A 17,223-nucleotide genomic window follows, 5' to 3' on the forward strand; every position below is an offset into this window, starting at 1 on the left:
CCGACCTCAGCCTTTCAGCTTATCCAAATCGGCCACGTTGATGGTTTGTCGGTTGCGGTACACCAGCACCATAATCGCCAAGCCGATGGCGGATTCGGCGGCAGCCACGGTCAACACAAAAAACACGAAAATCTGCCCTGCGGTGTCGCCCAAATGCTGTGAAAACGCGATGAAGTTGAAATTCACCGCCAGCAGCATCAATTCAATCGACATCAACAACACCAGCACATTTTTGCGGTTCATGAAAATGCCCATCGCGCTGATGCCGAAGAGCAGCGCACCGAGCACCAAATAATGCGTCAAGGTAATCATGCTTTGCCCTCGCTTTCTGATGTTTGGCCGTCTGAAACGGTTTCTTCCGGTTTCGGACTCGGTTTGACCGCATCCATTTTCACCAAACGCATACGGCTCTCATCGACCGTAACTTTCACCTGATCGCCCGGTGCAATGTATTTCGGATTAGTGGTTTTGCGGTGCACCAAGGCAATCGCCGCCACCATGCCGAGCAGCAGCAACACCGCCGCCAATTCAAACGGCAGCAGATAAGTGGTGTAAATCTGACGACCCAAATCGCGGATGTTGTCGTAATCAGCCGGTACATCTTGCATCAAGCCGAATGATGCCAAATCGGTTTTCGGGTTCATCAAAATCAGAATCAAGGCCACCGCCAGCAACACGCCGACCACACCGGCCACCGGGGCATGCCGCCAAAAGCCTTTGCGCATTTCTTCGACATCGATATTCAGCATCATCACCACAAACAGGAACAACACCATTACCGCACCGACGTACACCACCACCAGCGTCAAGCCCAAAAATTCGGCCTGCATCAGCATCCAAATCATCGCACTCACGCAAAAGGTCAGCACCAAATGCAGCGCGGCATGCACAGGGTTTTTGGCGATAACCGTGCCGATGGCGCCGTAAAGCACGATTGCGGCCAGAATGTAAAACAGAATTGCAGAAAAAGTCATTCGTCCGCTCCTTAACGATACGGTGCGTCAGCGGCTTTGCGTTTGGCGATTTCGGCTTCGTATTTGTCGCCGATGGCCAGCAAAATCGGTTTGGTCATGTGCAAATCGCCTTTTTTCTCACCGTGGTATTCGAAAATATGCGTCTCGACAATCGCATCGGTCGGGCAGGCTTCTTCGCAGAAACCGCAGAAAATGCACTTAGTCAAATCGATGTCGTAACGCGTGGTGCGGCGCGTGCCGTCAGCGCGCTCTTCCGATTCGATGTTGATGGCCATCGCCGGACACACCGCTTCACACAGCTTACAGGCAATGCATCGCTCCTCGCCGTTGGGATAACGGCGCTGCGCGTGCAGCCCACGGAAACGCACTGATTGCGGCGTTTTCTCTTCGGGGAAGTAAATCGTGTCTTTGCGGGCGAAGAAGTTTTTGAGCGTTACGCCCATACCTTTGACGAGTTCGCCCAATAAAAAGGTTTTGACTAAGTTTGCCATAATGTTGTTCCTACCCTTTTGGTAGTGGTTTTTCTGTTTATTTAATAAAATGAGGTTTCAGACAGCCTGAAACACAGCATATATACCAATCACAATAAATAATAATGAACAAATTCTATTAATAATTTGTTCACGTTTGGGATTCATTATCTTAGAAATACCCAAGCCATAAGCTAATAAGATACTATAATCTAAAACACACCAAATTAACGTCAAAATAAATAAACTTGGGAATAGAGCCATATCTAATTGGTTAATAAAAGGCGGAAAAAAAGTCATAAAAAAAATAATATCTTTTGGATTAGAAATACCAATCATAAATGAGTTTATTACAACCTTTGATAAAGCAACAACTTCCACATTAACCTTATCTTTTTGAGTTATATTTTTACTTTCCAACCAAAGTTTATAACCAAAATAAATCAAATACCCCCCCCCAAATCCAGATAGTAATGTTAGAAATTGAGTATCAAGTTTTCCTAAACCAGCTATCATTAAACCTGCAACTAAAATTAAAACTAATGATGCTGTATTTGTCCCAACAACTGCAAAAAATGCACCCTTTAATCCATATTTAGCAGCAGCATTAACTACAACCAAATTAACAGGTCCAGGCATTAATAAAAATACAAATACAGTTAGAATATAAGTTAATAATACAGAGGTCATCATCTCTATTTCTCCACCATGTGGAATGGACAAACACTAGGAATTTCAGCATCACTTTCCTCATGTTGATATTGTTTCCAATCAGGTTTAGTTTCATCACTAATTCCTAATGTCTCTGCAACAATACCATTATTATAAACTTTTACCCTATCTCTAATCATATTTGAAACTTTTCTTTCGCCATTAACTAATGGAGCAACAATCTGGAAATTTTCAGAAGGATTGACAACCATAGTTATAAAACTATTTACCTTTCTACTGCGATGTAATTTATGTTGCGGATGATTAATATTAAAAAATAAATTTACGCCATTAAATTTAAATTTCCAATCTTTATCATCAGAACCTAATGTTGACATATCTTTATTAAAAAATTCTAAATCATAATAATAAATTTCTTTCAATATTTCCCAAGCTTTATTTTGACTATCTTTCAAACTATCTAACTGCCAATTTAAAATAATAATTAAAGGAAAATACAATCTCTCCTTAATAGGAATATTTTGACAAACTCTGTATATTCTATCAATCCTTTCAGTAAGTTATTTAATTCATAATCGGCAGCATACTCTTTTGGATTTGCTGTATCAACAAATACAAATAATAGATTTCCTAAATCATTTGCCCTTCTTGCAAAAATACAGGGAAATTTCTCATCTTGTATTGTTTGTACCAGTTCATTAACAGCTTGACTTTGCCAACTTGAACAAACAGATAAGTCTAATTCTGATTGTTTTAAAAAATAATTAAACTTAAACATAACTATCCTTTATCTTAAAATACAATTAGACTACCTGAAATGTGGGCGAGCCACCCACGCTCCATCATTTTATTTCCACAAACTCAATGGCGACGCCATCCAAGCTGCCAGCACCACAATGCAGACAAAACCAACTGGAATCAATACCTTCCAGCCCAAACGCATGATTTGGTCGTAGCGGTAACGTGGGAATGTGGCACGAATCCACAAATAGCCAAACAGAATAAACGCCATTTTGGCAAACATCCAAAACGCGCTCGGTGCGCCAATCCAGCCCCAGCTTTGTGGGAAGGGCGACAACCAGCCACCGAGGAACATCAGCGCGGTCAGGGCGGCAATCAGAATCATGAAAATGTATTCGGCCAAGAAGAACAAGGCAAAGGCGAAGCCCGAATATTCGACGTGGAAACCGGCCACGATTTCGGATTCGCCCTCGGCCACGTCAAACGGCGCGCGGTTGGTTTCGGCCACGGCGGAAATCAGATAGACGATAAACACCGGAAACAAAGCCAGCCAGTTCCATGACAACACCGAACCACCGGCGATGCCTGTGGCCTGCGCCGCCACGATGTCGGCAAAATTCATGCTGCCCGACACCATCACCACACACACCAGCGCGGCACTCATGGCGATTTCGTAGGAAATGGTTTGCGCCGATGAACGCATCGCGCCCAAAAACGAGTATTTCGAGTTCGACGCCCAACCGGCAATAATCACGCCATACACCGACAGCGAGGTAATCATCAAAATAAACAGCAAGCCTGCGTTGACGTGAGTGAGCACCCATTCTTCGGAAAACGGAATCACCGCCCACGCCGCAAAAGCGGGCGCAAGCGAGAGCATAGGGCCGATGTAAAACAGGGCTTTATTCGACAGCTTCGGGCGCGTCACTTCTTTAAACAACAGCTTGAACACGTCGGCAAACGGCTGAATCAAGCCCCACGGGCCGGTCACGTTGGGGCCGACACGAAGCTGCATAAAGCCGATGACTTTACGCTCGAAATAGGTCAGATAGGCCACGGTGAGAATCAGCGGAATCAGGATAATCACGATTTTCAAAATCACCGATACCACCAAGCCGACGCTCAGGCCGATGTCGCCCCAACCTAAGGTCACGGCAAACAGGGATTGGAGCCATTCTTGCATGTTTACGCCCCCGCCAATTCAATCGTATTCATCATCGCACCCAAAGCCGCGTTATCGCTGTGCAACGGCAGATGCACCACATATTCCGGCAAGGCCGCATCAGCCACCACCACCACATTGACACCCACGCCGTCATGTTTGGCCACGGCTTGCTGGCCGTCTGAAAGATTCAAGGCCGCCAAGGTATTCGGATGCACACGCGCGGCCGGCACGGCAGCATGGCTGGTCGCTTGCAACGGCGCGCTGCGGCGCACAATGGCATCAGTGTGATACAAACCCACACCGCCGATACGCACCAATTGATTCGAGGCCGTCTGAACGGCTTCGCCATTAAAGGTTGAGCGGTTATTCAGTTGCACCGACACGATTTCCTGATTGAGCGCGTCTTGCAAAATCTCTTCGCTGCTGTGGTAATCAAAGCCTTTTACGTCAAACAGATTGCCCAACACACGCAACACTTTCCACAACGGGCGCGAATCGCCGAAGCCCTGCACCACGCCGTGGAACGACTGCAAGCGGCCTTCCATATTGACGAAGCTACCCGACGTTTCGGTAAACGGCGCAATCGGCAGCAACACGTCACACACGTCCAGCAAGGTCTCGCTGACAAACGGCGTAAACGCCATCACGCTCTTGGCCTGTTTCAAGGCAGCTACGGCTTGCGCGCCGTTGGCCACATCGATTTCAGGCTCAACATTCATCAGCAACACGGCCTGCTTCGGCTGGCGAATCATGGCTTGAATGCTGTCGCCTTGGTTGATGTTTAATGCAGCGGCACCTACGCTGTTGGCAGCTTGCGGCAAGATGCCCAAAGTGGCATCGGTGGCTCCGGCCAAACGTTGCGCGGCGGCGTAAATCGCAGGGTAATCGGGATGGTTTTGCGCTTCCGCACCCAAAATAATCGCAGCCTGCTCGGCATTCGACAGGCTGGCGGCCACGTCTTGATCCAAGTCTTGCGCCCATTCGTTCAGACGGCCTGCCCATTCATTCGGATGCACCGCTTCTTGGGCAAACAAAGGCATGTGCAGCGTTTCTTTGCGTCCGGCCAACACGCTCAATTTCATGCGGCCATGCGTGGCACGGCGCAAACGCGCGGTCAACAGCGGCTGCTCTTGGCGCAGGTTTGCCCCCACCACCAACACCGCGCCGTTTTCCGCCAGCGATTGAATGCTCTGACCCAACCATTGCGCGCCCGACAGGCCGTCTGAAACGCGGCTGTCTTGGCGTTGCAGGCGGGTATCGATGTGGCGGATGCCCAAGCCTTCGGCCAGTTTTTTGGTTAAATACAATTCTTCGACGGTGTTCATCGGGTTCGCCCAAATGCCCACTTGATCGGCATTGCCGTCTTTGGCGATGCAATCCACCGCATTGCGCACATACTCCAGCGCGGTTTTCCAATCCACATCCACCCATTCGCCGCCCTGCTTGATTTTTGGGTTGTTCAGACGGCTTTCGTGATACAGGCCCTCATAGGCGAAACGGTCGCGGTCGGACAGCCAGCATTCGTTGATGGCTTCATTTTCCAACGGCAGCACGCGGCGCACGGTGTGGTCTTTGGTTTGCACAATCAGGTTGGAGCCGAGCGCGTCATGCGCCGACACCGATTTGCGGCGGTTGAGCTCCCACGTGCGTGAATCGAAGCGGAACGGCTTGCTGGTCAACGCTCCGACCGGACACAAATCAATCACGTTGCCCGATAATTCGGTTTCAATTACCTTACCGATAAACGGCATGATTTCCGAATGCTCACCGCGGCCGGCCATGGCGATTTCCTGCACACCGGCGATTTCTTCGGTGAAACGCACGCAGCGGGTGCAATGGATGCAACGGCTCATTTCTTCGGCGGAAACCAACGGGCCCATGTCTTTGCCGACCACCGCGCGTTTTTCTTCGGTGTAGCGGCTGGCCGGTTTGCCGTAGCCCACGGCCAAATCCTGCAACTGACATTCGCCGCCTTGGTCGCACGTCGGGCAATCCAGCGGGTGGTTGATCAGCAAAAACTCCATCACACCGGCTTGCGCGGTTTTGGCCAAAGGCGAATGCGTGCGCACCACCATGCCGTCAGTTACCGGCGTGGCGCAGGCAGGCAGCGGCTTGTTGGATTTTTCCACTTCGACCAGACACATGCGGCAGTTGGCGGCGATGGACAATTTCTTGTGGTAGCAAAAATGCGGAATATACGTTCCGAGCCGGTTGGCGGCTTCAATCACCGTCGTACCCTGCTCCACCGTCAGGTGTTTGCCGTCGATTTCGATTTGTAACATGGTGGTTTCCTAGTTACTTTTTTCTTTGATTAAAAATATTTTCGGTAGGCCGTCTGAAAAGTTTCTTTTAGGTTTCAAACGGCATGTTTACTGTTTTTAGTACATCTGGGTTCTTTAAGACAGCTCAAGTACCCTCTCCGCCGTCATTCCCGCGCAGGCGGGAATCCATCTCAGACCTTAAGCAACTTTAATAAACATAAGCTACTTCATCTCAACCATGGATTCCCACCTGCGCGGGAATGACGGCATTTAAAGTGGCCTGACTTTTTCATACGGCCTACCCGACCCAAAAGCTGTCTGAAACTCAACACCACTTATTCGGCTTCATCGGTTTGCCGTGTTCAATATAATGCACAAATTCATCGCGGAAATGCTTAGTAAAACTGCGCACAGGGAACACGGCGGCATCGGCCAGGGCGCAGATGGTGCGGCCGACCATTTGGTTGCCGACGGAATCGAGCAAGTCCAAATCTTCCATGCGGCCTTTACCTTGCACGATGCGGTGTACCACGCGGTAGAGCCAGCCGGTGCCTTCGCGGCAGGGGGTGCATTGGCCGCAGGATTCTTCAAAGTAGAAATAGCTCAAGCGCTCCAAGGCTTTGACCATGCACACGTCTTCGTCCATCACGATAATCGCGCCGGAACCGAGCATGGAGCCTGCTTTGGCAATCGAGTCGTAATCCAAGTTGGTTTGCATCATGATGTCGGCCGGTAACACGGGGGCAGACGAGCCGCCAGGGATCACGGCTTTGAGTTTTTTGCCGTGGCGCATACCGCCGGCCATCGCCAATACGTCGGCAAACGGCGTACCCAGCGGCACTTCGTAATTGCCCGGCCGTTCGATGTGGCCAGAAATGCAGAATAATTTGGTGCCGCCCGCACCGGCAACGCCTTTATCGGCAAAGGCTTTACCGCCGTCGCGAATGATAAACGGCACGGAGGCGAAGGTTTCGGTGTTGTTGACGGTGGTCGGTTTGCCATACAGGCCGTATGAAGCAGGGAACGGCGGCTTGAAGCGCGGTTGGCCTTTTTTGCCTTCGAGCGATTCGAGCAGGGCGGTTTCTTCGCCGCAGATATACGCGCCGTAGCCGTGGTGGGCGTAGAGTTCGAAAGAAAAATCCGTGCCCATGATGTTTTGCCCCAAGAAACCGGCGGCGCGTGCTTCGGCCAAGGCTTGTTCAAAGCGTTGGTAGCCTTCGAAAATCTCGCCGTGAATGTAGTTGTAACCGGCCGGACAGCCCATGGCGAAACCGGCAATAATCATGCCTTCAATCAGCGCGTGCGGGTTGAACATGATGATGTCGCGGTCTTTGAAGGTGCCCGGTTCGCCCTCGTCGGTGTTGCAGACAACGTATTTGTCGCCGGGGAACGAGCGCGGCATAAAGCTCCACTTCAAACCGGTCGGGAAACCCGCACCACCACGGCCGCGCAGGGCGGAAGTTTTGACTTCTTCGATGATTTCGTTTTGCGTCATCGGCTGGGTCAAAATACGGCGCAGGGCTTGATAGCCGCCGCGTTGGACGTAGGCGTCGAGTGTCCAGCAATCGGGTTGGTGGGTATCGACTTGGTCGAAAATCACGCCAGTTTGGTAAATAGCCATTTGGGTTTGCCTATTTGGTTTTAGGGTTGGTTCTGTTTTCAGACGGCCTGTTTCAGTGTTTTGTATTTTAGGCCGTTTGAAAAAAATGTTTCTTGTTGGGTGGGTGTGGTTTCAGCTGTAGGTTGTGTTGGTAGATCCAACCTGTAAGTTATTTATGTTTTAAACTACTTGGTGATCCTTGTATGCCTTTTTCAAAACCATTTAACCAAACCATAAATCCATTTATAATACTTTCATCAGAAGTATATTTATGACCTTGTTTTTCTTTAATAATATCTGAAAATTGTTCAGGAATATTAGGAGCTTTATCTCCAAAATACCAAAACTGTTCACAAATCAAAATGCGTTGTGATGACAAATCATGATCAAATTCATTTTTATCATGAAAATTATTTGGTCGTTGCTTCCATTCATTACCATCTTTGTAATAAATATTATCGCCACGTCTCATCTTTACATCTAAATTATCATGTGGTTTTTTAATTTCAAAACGCGGATTAGTAGAATATTCCTCTGTACTAACTACCTCTGAAATAATAGCTGCATAAATTAATTTATTTAAGCCAATTCCAGCAACAGAACCCGTGCCAACAACTAAATCACCGACTTTTGCATACTCACGAATTTTTGGTTTACACGTAGCTAGTGTCAAAAAATCATGATAAGGGTTAGGTGCAAATCCATAATCATGTGTCACAACATAACTAATAATTCTCATCTCAACTCCTTTATATTTTCAGACGGCCTTTTCAGGCAGCCTTTTGTTATCGGCAATGTTGGGTTTACAACCCAACCTACTATTGCTGCAACTCCGCCAGTTTCGCTTCAATCGCTTCCGCGTCCATAAAGCTGCACATTTTGTGGTTGTTCACCAGCATCACCGGTGCATCGCCGCACGCGCCCATGCATTCGCCTTCGACTAAGGTATAGAGGCCGTCTGAAGTGGTTTCACCGTAGCCGATGCCGAGTTTTTGTTTCAGGTATTCGCCGGCATCGATGCCGCCGCGCAGGGCACAGGGCAGGTTGGTGCAGACGGTGAGCTTGTATTTGCCCACCGGCTCAAGGTTGTACATATTGTAGAACGTGGCTACTTCATAGGCTTGCGCGGGTGGAATGCCGATGTAGTCGGCAACAAATTCGATGGTTTCGGGCGCGAGCCAGCCTTTTTCATTTTGGGCGATACGCAGGGTGCTCATCACGGCGCTGCGGCGCTGTTCGGCCGGATATTTGGCCAGCTCGGTATCGATTTGTCGTAAAGATTCAGCGGATAACATTATCGGTCTACCTCTCCGAATACGATGTCTTGCGTACCGATAATCGCCACAACGTCGGCAAGCATGTGGCCTTTGGCCATTTCGTCCATGCCTTGCAGGTGGGCGAAGCCCGGTGCGCGGATTTTCAGGCGGTAGGGTTTGTTGGCGCCGTCTGAAATGATGTAAACGCCGAACTCGCCTTTCGGGTGTTCGACAGCGGTGTAGGTTTCGCCCTCGGGAACGTGCATGCCTTCGGTGAAAAGTTTGAAATGGTGAATCAAATCTTCCATGCCGGTTTTCATGTCGGTACGTTTCGGCGGGGCGAATTTGTGGTTTTCGGTAATCACGGGGCCGGGATTGACGCGCAGCCAGTCAACGCATTGTTTGATGATGCGCACGGATTGGCGCATTTCGGCCATGCGGCAGAGATAACGGTCGTAGCAGTCGCCGTTGACGCCGACGGGGATGTCGAAATCCATCAGGTCATACACCTCATACGGCTGGGTTTTGCGCATGTCCCACGCAATGCCGGAGCCGCGCAGCATCACGCCGGTAAAGCCTTTTTGCATGGCGCGCTCGGGCGACACCACACCGATGCCGACGGTGCGCTGTTTCCAGATGCGGTTGTCGGTGAGCAGGGTTTCGAGGGTATCGATGTTTTTCGGGAAACGCTCACAGAAAGCATCGATAAAATCGAGCATAGAACCTTCGCGCGCTTCGTTGAGCTGCTTCAATACTTTGGCATTGCGGAATTTGCTCGATTCATATTTCGGCATGAAGTCGGGCAAATCGCGGTACACGCCGCCGGGGCGGAAATAGGCAGCGTGCATGCGCGCGCCGGACACGGCTTCGTATAAATCCATCAGCTCTTCGCGGTCGCGGAAGGCATACAGAATCGCAGTCATGGCGCCGATGTCGAGCGCGTGCGAACCGACACCCATCAGGTGATTCAGAATGCGGGTCACTTCGGCAAACATCACGCGGATATATTGTGCGCGAATCGGCACATCAATATTGGCCAGTTTTTCCACCGCCAAGCAATACGCCTGCTCGTTGACCATCATGGAAACGTAGTCCAAACGGTCCATATAAGGCAGCGCTTGCAGGTAGGTTTTGGTTTCGGCCAGCTTTTCGGTGCCGCGATGCAGCAGGCCGATGTGCGGGTCGGCGCGGACGATGGTTTCGCCTTCCAATTCCAAAATCATGCGCAACACGCCGTGCGCCGCCGGATGTTGCGGGCCGAAGTTGATGGTGTAGTTTCTTAATTTGTTTTCACTCACCGTAATGCTCCTCGCGCACGATACGCGGCGTAATTTCGCGCGGCTCGATGGTAACGGGTTGGTAAATCACGCGCTTTTGTGCTTCGTCGTAGCGCATTTCCACATGGCCGGATACCGGGAAATCTTTGCGGAACGGATGGCCGACAAAGCCGTAATCGGTCAAAATGCGGCGCAAATCAGGATGGTTGTTGAACAAGATGCCATACATATCAAAGGCTTCTCGCTCATACCAATCGGCGCTGTTGTAAATCTCAACCACTGATTCCACTACCGGAAAATCATCATCTTGCGCCCACACGCGCACGCGGATGCGCTGGTTATTTTGCACCGACAAGAGCTGGCTGACCACGGCAAAGCGTTTGCCCTGCCACGTGTCGTTACGGTAGGCGCTGTAATCCACGCCGCACAAATCGACCAGCAATTCAAAGCGTAAGGCTTCGTGGTCGCGCAGGGTGGTCATCACGTCCAAATAATGCTCGGGCAGACACTCGACGGTAATCTCACCCAAATCCTGAATCACGTTTAGCGCTTTGTCGCCCAACACGCCGACAGCCTGCTCGTATAAATGATTTAACGTTGCCATGCGGTCTCCTTAATCGCGCGCAATGGTTGAAGTGCGCTTGATTTTCTGCTGCAACTGAATTAGGCCGTAAATCAAGGCTTCCGCAGTCGGCGGACAGCCCGGCACATACACATCCACCGGCACCACGCGGTCGGCGCCGCGCACCACCGAATAAGAATAGTGGTAATAGCCGCCGCCGTTGGCGCACGAACCCATCGACAACACCCAGCGCGGCTCGGCCATTTGGTCGTACACACGGCGCAGGGCGGGTGCCATTTTATTGGTGAGCGTACCGGCCACAATCATCAAATCCGACTGGCGCGGCGACGGGCGGAAAATAATGCCGAAACGGTCAAGGTCGTAACGCGCCATGCCAGCGTGCATCATTTCCACCGCACAGCAAGCCAAGCCGAAAGTTACCGGCCACAGCGAGCCGGTACGCATATAATTCAACACCGTGTCCGCGCTGGTGGTGACGAAACCTTTTTTCAACACACCTTCTATTCCCATTCCAGCGCCCCTTTTTTCCATTCGTAAATAAAACCGACTGTCAACAACACGATAAACACCATCATCGACCAGAAGCCGTAAACGCCCAGCTCTTTAAACACTACCGCCCACGGAAACATAAACGCCACTTCCAAATCGAACAAAATAAACAGAATCGCCACCAGATAGTAGCGCACGTCAAACTTCATGCGCGCGTTTTCAAAGGCTTCAAAGCCGCATTCAAACGGCGTGTCTTTTTCGTGGTAGTGGTTTTTCGGCCCCAGAATCGAGCCCAATAAGAGAAAGGCCACGCCGGCAATCAGGCCGACGAGGATAAAAATGAGAACGGGAAAGTAACTGGCTAACATGCTTGCACCTGAGTGTGTGGATGAGCAACATGGTCAAGGGTATTTTGTTCGCCCAAACAGCCGGCCGCAACACAACTCGCAAGGGCACATCCATCCGCCCCGCCACCGCTTTGGCCGATAACACAAAATACCGAAAAATAATTGGTTATTTTATCCAAAATTATAAGCCATTTAAAGATTAATATTGTGAAAAGCACAAAAAAACCTCAATAAATTCAATCATTTTTTGATAACGATTATTGTTTGTATTTATTTTAAACTTTCCGACATACAAACCTAATTCTTTAGGATTATCCACATACTAGCCTTTAGGGCAATGATGGGTTTTACCTATTGAACAGCCTATAAGTGCCAACCAACAAAAGGCCGTCTGAAAACCACATTCATGCGTTTTCAGACGGCCTTTTTAATAACTTATTAATGTTTCATCACAAACCCAACGACCAAGTATCGTTGCCCTGCTCCGACAAATCTTCCAAACGGTTTTCGTAATGGGCGAAAATGTATTCGACGATTTCGTCTTCATCGTCAATCAGTTGCATCAAATCCATGTCTTCCGGCGAAATCAGACGGTTGCCCAATAGTTGGTCTTTAATCCAATCCAACAGCCCCGCCCAAAACGCTTTGCCGACCAGAATAATCGGGCGGTGTGGCGTTTTGCCCGTTTGCACCAAAGTTAAGCTTTCAAACAATTCATCCAGCGTACCAAAACCACCCGGCATCACCACATAGGCCACCGCGTGTTTCACAAACATCACTTTGCGCGGGAAAAAATGTTGGAATTTAATCGACAAATCCTGATACGGATTGGCATGCTGCTCATGCGGCAACACAATATTCAAGCCCACCGCAGGGCTGGCACCGGCAAACGCGCCTTTATTCGCCGCCTCCATAATGCCCGGCCCGCCGCCCGAAATCACCGAGAAACCGGCATCAGATAGCTTGCGCGACAAACGTTCGGTAAACAGATAATCCGCATGATCCACCGGCGTGCGCGCGCTGCCGTAGATACTCACCGCCGGCTGAATCGCCCGCAATTCCTCGCCTGACTCAACAAACTCAGAAATAATCTTCAGCACATGATACGACTCGCGGCCATGAATTTCACGGCGCGTTTCATCGGTCAACATCGGCATCGGCAATTTTTTATGCAGACCCATCGTTATTCTCCCTATTCTCACTGAAGTGGAGCAGCCATTGTAACCGATTTGCCTGACAACACAATGCCGGCAAGCGCAGATGCTTAAGACAATATCTGCACACGCCCTCCCCCATCCGGACAATGCAACCGCGCATTTACGGCCGTATAATCATCTGACCCGATTCATCTTTCCAAGAAAGGACGCAAGCATGAACCTCCCCTATCCGGCCATGTTCGAACAAATGACCGACTCCATCATCTTTGCCGACCGGCAAGGCATTATTCGCGGCTGGAACCGTGCCTCAGAGCAAATGTTCGGCTTCAGCAGCGCCGAAGCCGTCGGTCAAAGCCTTGACCTGATTATTCCCGAACGGCTGCGCGAACCGCACTGGCGCGGTTTTCATGCCGCCATCGCATCCGGAAAAACCAAAAACGGCGGCAAAGCCACCCGCACCAAAGCCCTACGCAAAGACGGCAGCTACATCTACGCCGAAGTCAGCTTCTGCGTGATTCTCGACGAACACGGCCAAGCCGTCGGTTCGCTTTCATCCGCCCGACCAGCCGCCGCATAACCGGACTTATCTTTTTAATCAATATCAAGGCCATCTGAAATCGTGCAAACGATTTTTCAGACGGCCTGAAAACGATTCGTACCATCCGCGGTATAATCCGTCCGACTCAACCACCGCCCCGCCGCACCCATGCTCGAAATCCTCCACCAAGACACCCACAGCATCGCCGTCAACAAACCGGCCGGCATGCTCGTTCACCGCTCATGGCTCGACCGCCACGAAACCCGCTTTGTCATGCAGACCCTGCGCGACCAAATCGGCCAACATGTTTACCCCGTACACCGTCTCGACCGCCCGACCTCCGGCGTGTTGCTGTTTGCCCTCGACCCCGATTCCGCACGCACACTGACACAACAATTTGAACGCAAAACCATCACCAAAACCTATTGGGCGATTGTGCGCGGCCACCTGCCCGAACACGACCGCATCGACTATCCGCTCAAATACCAGCCCGACCAAATCGCCGAAAGCCGCACCGAAGCCACCTTACAAGATGCCGTCACCGATTACCGCTGCTTGGCGCAAACCGAATTGCCCTTCCAATCCGCCTTGCGCTATCCCACATCACGCTATTCATGGGCAGAACTCACTCCGCATACCGGCCGCAAACACCAGCTGCGCCGCCACATGAAACACATTTTCCATCCCATCGTCGGCGACACCAATTACGGCGACCTGCGCCAAAACCACGCCGTGGCCGAACACTTGGGCACCAATCGCTTAATGCTGCACGCGCGGGCATTGTCGTTTGAAAGTTTGGAAAACGGGGAAACGGTACAGATTACTGCGCCGACTGATGAGCAGTGGGCGGTTTGGTTGGGGAAGTTTGTGTAATGAGATAATCATTGAATATAAAAGGCCGTCTGAAAAGCTATCTTTCAGACGGCCTGATATTTATAAAATTCAATTTGATTTAAGAAATCTCTTCGTCATCAGCCGAAGCAATCGGCACAAGTTGTGTGAGCAATTCAGGTAACGCGCTTTCCAATGTTTCCCCAACCACATCCATATCAATATCAAAATAGCCGTGAGCAATACGGTTTCGCATACCGCGCATACTCCGCCAAGGGATATGACTGTGTTGCGCCACCCAATCAGGGGCATCATTCATCAGCTTAGTTGCTGCTTCGCCAATAATCAGCAAATTCATCACCACTTCTTGCTGAGTGCGCTTATCCTGCTCAAAATCTGCCTTGCTCAATCCTTCAACATAGCCCAATGCATCGGTTGCCGCCTGAATCATGTGATGAACATAATCCATACTGCGCTTGCTTTTACTCATAAGGGTCTGGCCTCCATCAACACTTGGTTGCGGAAGGAAACCGGTAAATCCTTCGGGGTTTTGATGTCCACGGAAATGCCCAATTCGGTTTCCAACTCATCCTGCAAGCCACCCAAGTCAAATAAGGTTGTTTCCGGCAACGTATCCACCAAAATATCGAGATCGCTGTCATCCGTATCCTTTCCATGCAAAATCGAACCGAATACGCGGGGATTGGCAATGCGGTAGCGGCTCAAAATCGCCATAATGGTTTGGCGGCGCTCTTTGATAATCAGAGAGGGCTTCATGGCAATCTCCTTTTTAATCTGATGGATAAGATTGTAGCTTTACCCCAAGGATAAAACAACTTCACCATTATGCATCACCATGCCGTCTGAAACTTTTCCTGCTTTCAGACGGCCTTTCTGCTAAAATCCCCACCTTAAAAATTTACCTAACCGCAAGCAAATGAATATTTTTTACGAAGAATCCGGCCAGTTTAAAGTCGCTGCCATCGTGCAGAAAAACGATGCTACGTACCAAGTCGATACCCAACACGGCAAGCGTACGAAGGTGAAGGCGAATAATGTGTTTACCGAGTTTAGCGGCGACATGGCGGCGTTTCTGGAGAAAGCGCAGGCGGATGCGGCTGAGATTGACACGGATTTGCTGTGGGAAGTGTGCGGGGAAGACGAGTTTTCCGCCGAAGCGATTGCGGAAGAATATTTCGGCCACGCGCCGAGCCAAGCGGAATTGGCAGCGACTTTGATTGCGCTGTATGCCGCGCCGATGTATTTCTACAAAAAGGCCAAGGGCGTGTTTAAAGCCGCGCCGGAAGAAACTTTGAAACAAGCCTTGGCAGCGATTGAGCGTAAAAAGCAGCAAGATGCGCAGATTGATGCGTGGGCGGCGGCTTTGCAGGCGGGCGAAATGCCGTCTGAAATCGCGGCGGATTTGAAAACGATTTTACACGCACCCGACAAACAGGCTTTGACTTATAAGGCGTTTATCAAGGCGGCGGACGCGTTGAAATTGCAGCCTTATGATTTGGCCAAGCAAACCGGCGCGGTGACGTCGCTGCCGCAATACCTGCTCGACGCGTTTGAAATGAAGCATTATCCGCAAGGCGCGGCGTTGGCGGATATGGAAGTTGCGCCGCTGCCTGAATTGCCGCAAGCCGATGTGGCGGCGTTTTCGATTGACGACGAATCCACCACCGAAGTGGACGATGCCTTGAGCCTGACTGATTTGGGCAACGGCCTGAAACGCGTCGGCATCCACATCGCCGCGCCATCGTTGGCGATTGAATCGGGCAGCGCGATTGAAAAAACGGTGATGAACCGCTTGAGCACGGCCTATTTCCCCGACGGCAAAATCACCATGTTACCGGAAAACTGGATTGCCGCGTTCAGCTTGGATGAAGGCGCATATCGTCCGGCGGTGAGCATTTATTTCGATGTCGATGCCGAATTCAACTTGGTCGGCGAGCCGGTGAATAAAATCGAAGCGGTCAACATCGCCGAAAACCTGCGTATTCAAGCGATTGAGCCGCATTTCAACGCCGAAACCGGCTTGGATGCCGCCGGTGAAGCCATGTTCAACCATCATCAGGATTTGATTTGGTTTCATCAGTTTGCCATCGCGCGCCAAAAAGCACGCGGCAAATACGAAGAAAACCGCGCACCACAATACGATTACAGCGTGGAAGTGGCTTCAGACGGCATCGTCTCCGTGACCCGCCGCGAACGCGGTTCACCCATCGACACGCTGGTGAGCGAAATGATGATTCTGGCCAACAGCACTTGGGCGCAGATGCTCGATGAAAACGATTTGCCGGGCTTGTTCCGCGTGCAGCCGAGCGGCAAAGTGCGCATGAGCACCCAATCCGAACCGCACATCGGCATGGGCGTGCAACATTACGGCTGGTTCACCTCGCCGCTGCGCCGCGCCGCCGACTACATCAACCAAAAACAGCTCATCAGCCTGATTGACGAACACAGCGAAGCCCTGTTCCACAAAAACGATGCCGAACTCTTCGCCGCGCTGCGCGATTTCGACACCGCCTATGCCGCCTACGCCGATTTCCAACGCCAAATGGAAGCCTACTGGAGCTTGGTGTATTTGGAACAGCAAGGCACGAAAGAACTCACCGCCACGGTATTGAAAGAAGACTTGGTGCGCATCGAAGGGCTGCCGCTGGTAACCCGCGCGGTGGGCATTCCGTTTGACACCTTGCCCAAGTCGCAAGTGTTACTCAACATTACCGGATTGGATTCGGAAAAGCAGTTTATCGGTTTGAATTATGTGAAAGCGGTGGCGCCGCAGATTTGATTGAATAAAGTATACAAAGGCCGTCTGAAAACGTTTTCAGACGGCCTTATTATAATTAAATC

At 50.6% G+C, this 17,223-nt stretch carries 22 protein-coding genes; 4 read left to right on the forward strand and 18 right to left on the reverse strand.

The window, feature by feature from the left end; genetic code table 11:
- Nucleotides 1-6 precede the first annotated feature (6 nt).
- The 15 genes from nuoK to GJV52_RS05035 all read right to left on the reverse strand — a co-directional run bounded on the left by nuoK (nt 7) and on the right by GJV52_RS05035 (nt 11,856).
- The gene (gene nuoK / locus GJV52_RS04965; RefSeq protein WP_095503504.1) at nt 7-312 is read right to left on the reverse strand and encodes an NADH-quinone oxidoreductase subunit NuoK; all 306 of its coding nucleotides are present in this window, start codon (nt 310-312) and stop codon (nt 7-9) included.
- Nucleotides 309-974: an NADH-quinone oxidoreductase subunit J gene (locus GJV52_RS04970; protein WP_100562846.1), complete on the reverse strand. Its 666-nt coding sequence runs from the start codon at nt 972-974 to the stop codon at nt 309-311. Before GJV52_RS04970 ends, nuoK begins: the two co-directional genes overlap by 4 nt.
- Before the next feature lie 11 nt (nt 975-985).
- Nucleotides 986-1,465 (reverse strand): NADH-quinone oxidoreductase subunit NuoI, encoded by a 480-nt coding sequence (gene nuoI, locus GJV52_RS04975; protein ID WP_095503506.1) that lies wholly within the window; start codon nt 1,463-1,465, stop codon nt 986-988.
- Nucleotides 1,466-1,522: 57 nt separating this feature from the next.
- Complete coding sequence (locus tag GJV52_RS04980; protein WP_095503507.1) at nt 1,523-2,137, reverse strand: LysE family translocator; 615 nt, start codon at nt 2,135-2,137, stop codon at nt 1,523-1,525.
- A 2-nt stretch (nt 2,138-2,139) separates the two neighbouring features.
- The gene (locus GJV52_RS13375) at nt 2,140-2,616 is read right to left on the reverse strand and encodes a YqcI/YcgG family protein (protein ID WP_157798102.1); all 477 of its coding nucleotides are present in this window, start codon (nt 2,614-2,616) and stop codon (nt 2,140-2,142) included.
- Nucleotides 2,601-2,894, reverse strand: coding sequence for a YqcI/YcgG family protein (locus GJV52_RS13380; RefSeq protein WP_100562854.1), 294 nt, complete (start codon nt 2,892-2,894; stop codon nt 2,601-2,603). The genes GJV52_RS13375 and GJV52_RS13380 overlap by 16 nt, the downstream gene beginning before the upstream one ends.
- 69 nt (nt 2,895-2,963) lie before the next feature.
- Nucleotides 2,964-4,040, reverse strand: a complete 1,077-nt coding sequence (gene nuoH / locus GJV52_RS04995) for an NADH-quinone oxidoreductase subunit NuoH (RefSeq protein WP_095503509.1) — start codon at nt 4,038-4,040, stop codon at nt 2,964-2,966.
- Between the two features lie 2 nt (nt 4,041-4,042).
- Nucleotides 4,043-6,304 (reverse strand): NADH-quinone oxidoreductase subunit NuoG, encoded by a 2,262-nt coding sequence (gene nuoG, locus GJV52_RS05000; protein WP_100562856.1) that lies wholly within the window; start codon nt 6,302-6,304, stop codon nt 4,043-4,045.
- A gap of 304 nt (nt 6,305-6,608) precedes the next feature.
- The gene (gene nuoF, locus GJV52_RS05005) at nt 6,609-7,904 is read right to left on the reverse strand and encodes an NADH-quinone oxidoreductase subunit NuoF (RefSeq protein ID WP_100562859.1); all 1,296 of its coding nucleotides are present in this window, start codon (nt 7,902-7,904) and stop codon (nt 6,609-6,611) included.
- Between the two features lie 148 nt (nt 7,905-8,052).
- Nucleotides 8,053-8,622 (reverse strand): Nmad2 family putative nucleotide modification protein, encoded by a 570-nt coding sequence (locus tag GJV52_RS05010; RefSeq protein WP_100562861.1) that lies wholly within the window; start codon nt 8,620-8,622, stop codon nt 8,053-8,055.
- 79 nt (nt 8,623-8,701) lie between these two features.
- Nucleotides 8,702-9,178 (reverse strand): NADH-quinone oxidoreductase subunit NuoE, encoded by a 477-nt coding sequence (nuoE, locus tag GJV52_RS05015; protein ID WP_100562863.1) that lies wholly within the window; start codon nt 9,176-9,178, stop codon nt 8,702-8,704.
- The gene (gene nuoD, locus GJV52_RS05020) at nt 9,178-10,437 is read right to left on the reverse strand and encodes an NADH dehydrogenase (quinone) subunit D (RefSeq protein ID WP_095503513.1); all 1,260 of its coding nucleotides are present in this window, start codon (nt 10,435-10,437) and stop codon (nt 9,178-9,180) included. Before nuoD ends, nuoE begins: the two co-directional genes overlap by 1 nt.
- Nucleotides 10,430-11,020, reverse strand: a complete 591-nt coding sequence (locus tag GJV52_RS05025; protein ID WP_100562865.1) for an NADH-quinone oxidoreductase subunit C — start codon at nt 11,018-11,020, stop codon at nt 10,430-10,432. Before GJV52_RS05025 ends, nuoD begins: the two co-directional genes overlap by 8 nt.
- A 9-nt stretch (nt 11,021-11,029) precedes the next feature.
- Nucleotides 11,030-11,509: a NuoB/complex I 20 kDa subunit family protein gene (locus GJV52_RS05030; RefSeq protein ID WP_066075530.1), complete on the reverse strand. Its 480-nt coding sequence runs from the start codon at nt 11,507-11,509 to the stop codon at nt 11,030-11,032.
- Nucleotides 11,500-11,856 carry an NADH-quinone oxidoreductase subunit A gene (locus GJV52_RS05035; protein ID WP_095503515.1) on the reverse strand — a complete coding sequence of 119 codons (357 nt, stop codon included), beginning with the start codon at nt 11,854-11,856 and terminating at the stop codon, nt 11,500-11,502. Before GJV52_RS05035 ends, GJV52_RS05030 begins: the two co-directional genes overlap by 10 nt.
- A gap of 20 nt (nt 11,857-11,876) precedes the next feature.
- On the opposite strand from GJV52_RS05035, the gene GJV52_RS05040 reads away from it, so the two are divergent.
- Nucleotides 11,877-12,038, forward strand: a complete 162-nt coding sequence (locus tag GJV52_RS05040) for a hypothetical protein (RefSeq protein WP_154143230.1) — start codon at nt 11,877-11,879, stop codon at nt 12,036-12,038.
- Between the two features lie 246 nt (nt 12,039-12,284).
- Here GJV52_RS05040 and GJV52_RS05045 read toward each other — a convergent pair whose 3' ends face one another.
- Nucleotides 12,285-13,016: an LOG family protein gene (locus GJV52_RS05045; RefSeq protein ID WP_100562867.1), complete on the reverse strand. Its 732-nt coding sequence runs from the start codon at nt 13,014-13,016 to the stop codon at nt 12,285-12,287.
- Between the two features lie 190 nt (nt 13,017-13,206).
- Here GJV52_RS05045 and GJV52_RS05050 point away from each other — a divergent pair, with 190 nt between their 5' ends.
- Nucleotides 13,207-13,569: a PAS domain-containing protein gene (locus GJV52_RS05050; protein ID WP_095503517.1), complete on the forward strand. Its 363-nt coding sequence runs from the start codon at nt 13,207-13,209 to the stop codon at nt 13,567-13,569.
- Nucleotides 13,570-13,698: 129 nt separating this feature from the next.
- Nucleotides 13,699-14,403 carry a tRNA pseudouridine(65) synthase TruC gene (truC, locus tag GJV52_RS05055; RefSeq protein ID WP_095503518.1) on the forward strand — a complete coding sequence of 235 codons (705 nt, stop codon included), beginning with the start codon at nt 13,699-13,701 and terminating at the stop codon, nt 14,401-14,403.
- A gap of 79 nt (nt 14,404-14,482) precedes the next feature.
- Here truC and GJV52_RS05060 read toward each other — a convergent pair whose 3' ends face one another.
- Nucleotides 14,483-14,851 carry a HepT-like ribonuclease domain-containing protein gene (locus GJV52_RS05060; protein WP_100562870.1) on the reverse strand — a complete coding sequence of 123 codons (369 nt, stop codon included), beginning with the start codon at nt 14,849-14,851 and terminating at the stop codon, nt 14,483-14,485.
- On the reverse strand, nt 14,848-15,138 hold the full coding sequence (locus tag GJV52_RS05065) for a nucleotidyltransferase family protein (RefSeq protein ID WP_095503520.1): 291 nt from the start codon (nt 15,136-15,138) through the stop codon (nt 14,848-14,850). Before GJV52_RS05065 ends, GJV52_RS05060 begins: the two co-directional genes overlap by 4 nt.
- Nucleotides 15,139-15,298: 160 nt before the next feature.
- Here GJV52_RS05065 and GJV52_RS05070 point away from each other — a divergent pair, with 160 nt between their 5' ends.
- Complete coding sequence (locus GJV52_RS05070) at nt 15,299-17,161, forward strand: ribonuclease catalytic domain-containing protein (RefSeq protein ID WP_100562872.1); 1,863 nt, start codon at nt 15,299-15,301, stop codon at nt 17,159-17,161.
- Nucleotides 17,162-17,223 lie beyond the last annotated feature (62 nt).

Origin of the sequence: Neisseria brasiliensis, from assembly GCF_009671065.1 — a bacterium.
GTDB lineage: Bacteria > Pseudomonadota > Gammaproteobacteria > Burkholderiales > Neisseriaceae > Neisseria > Neisseria brasiliensis.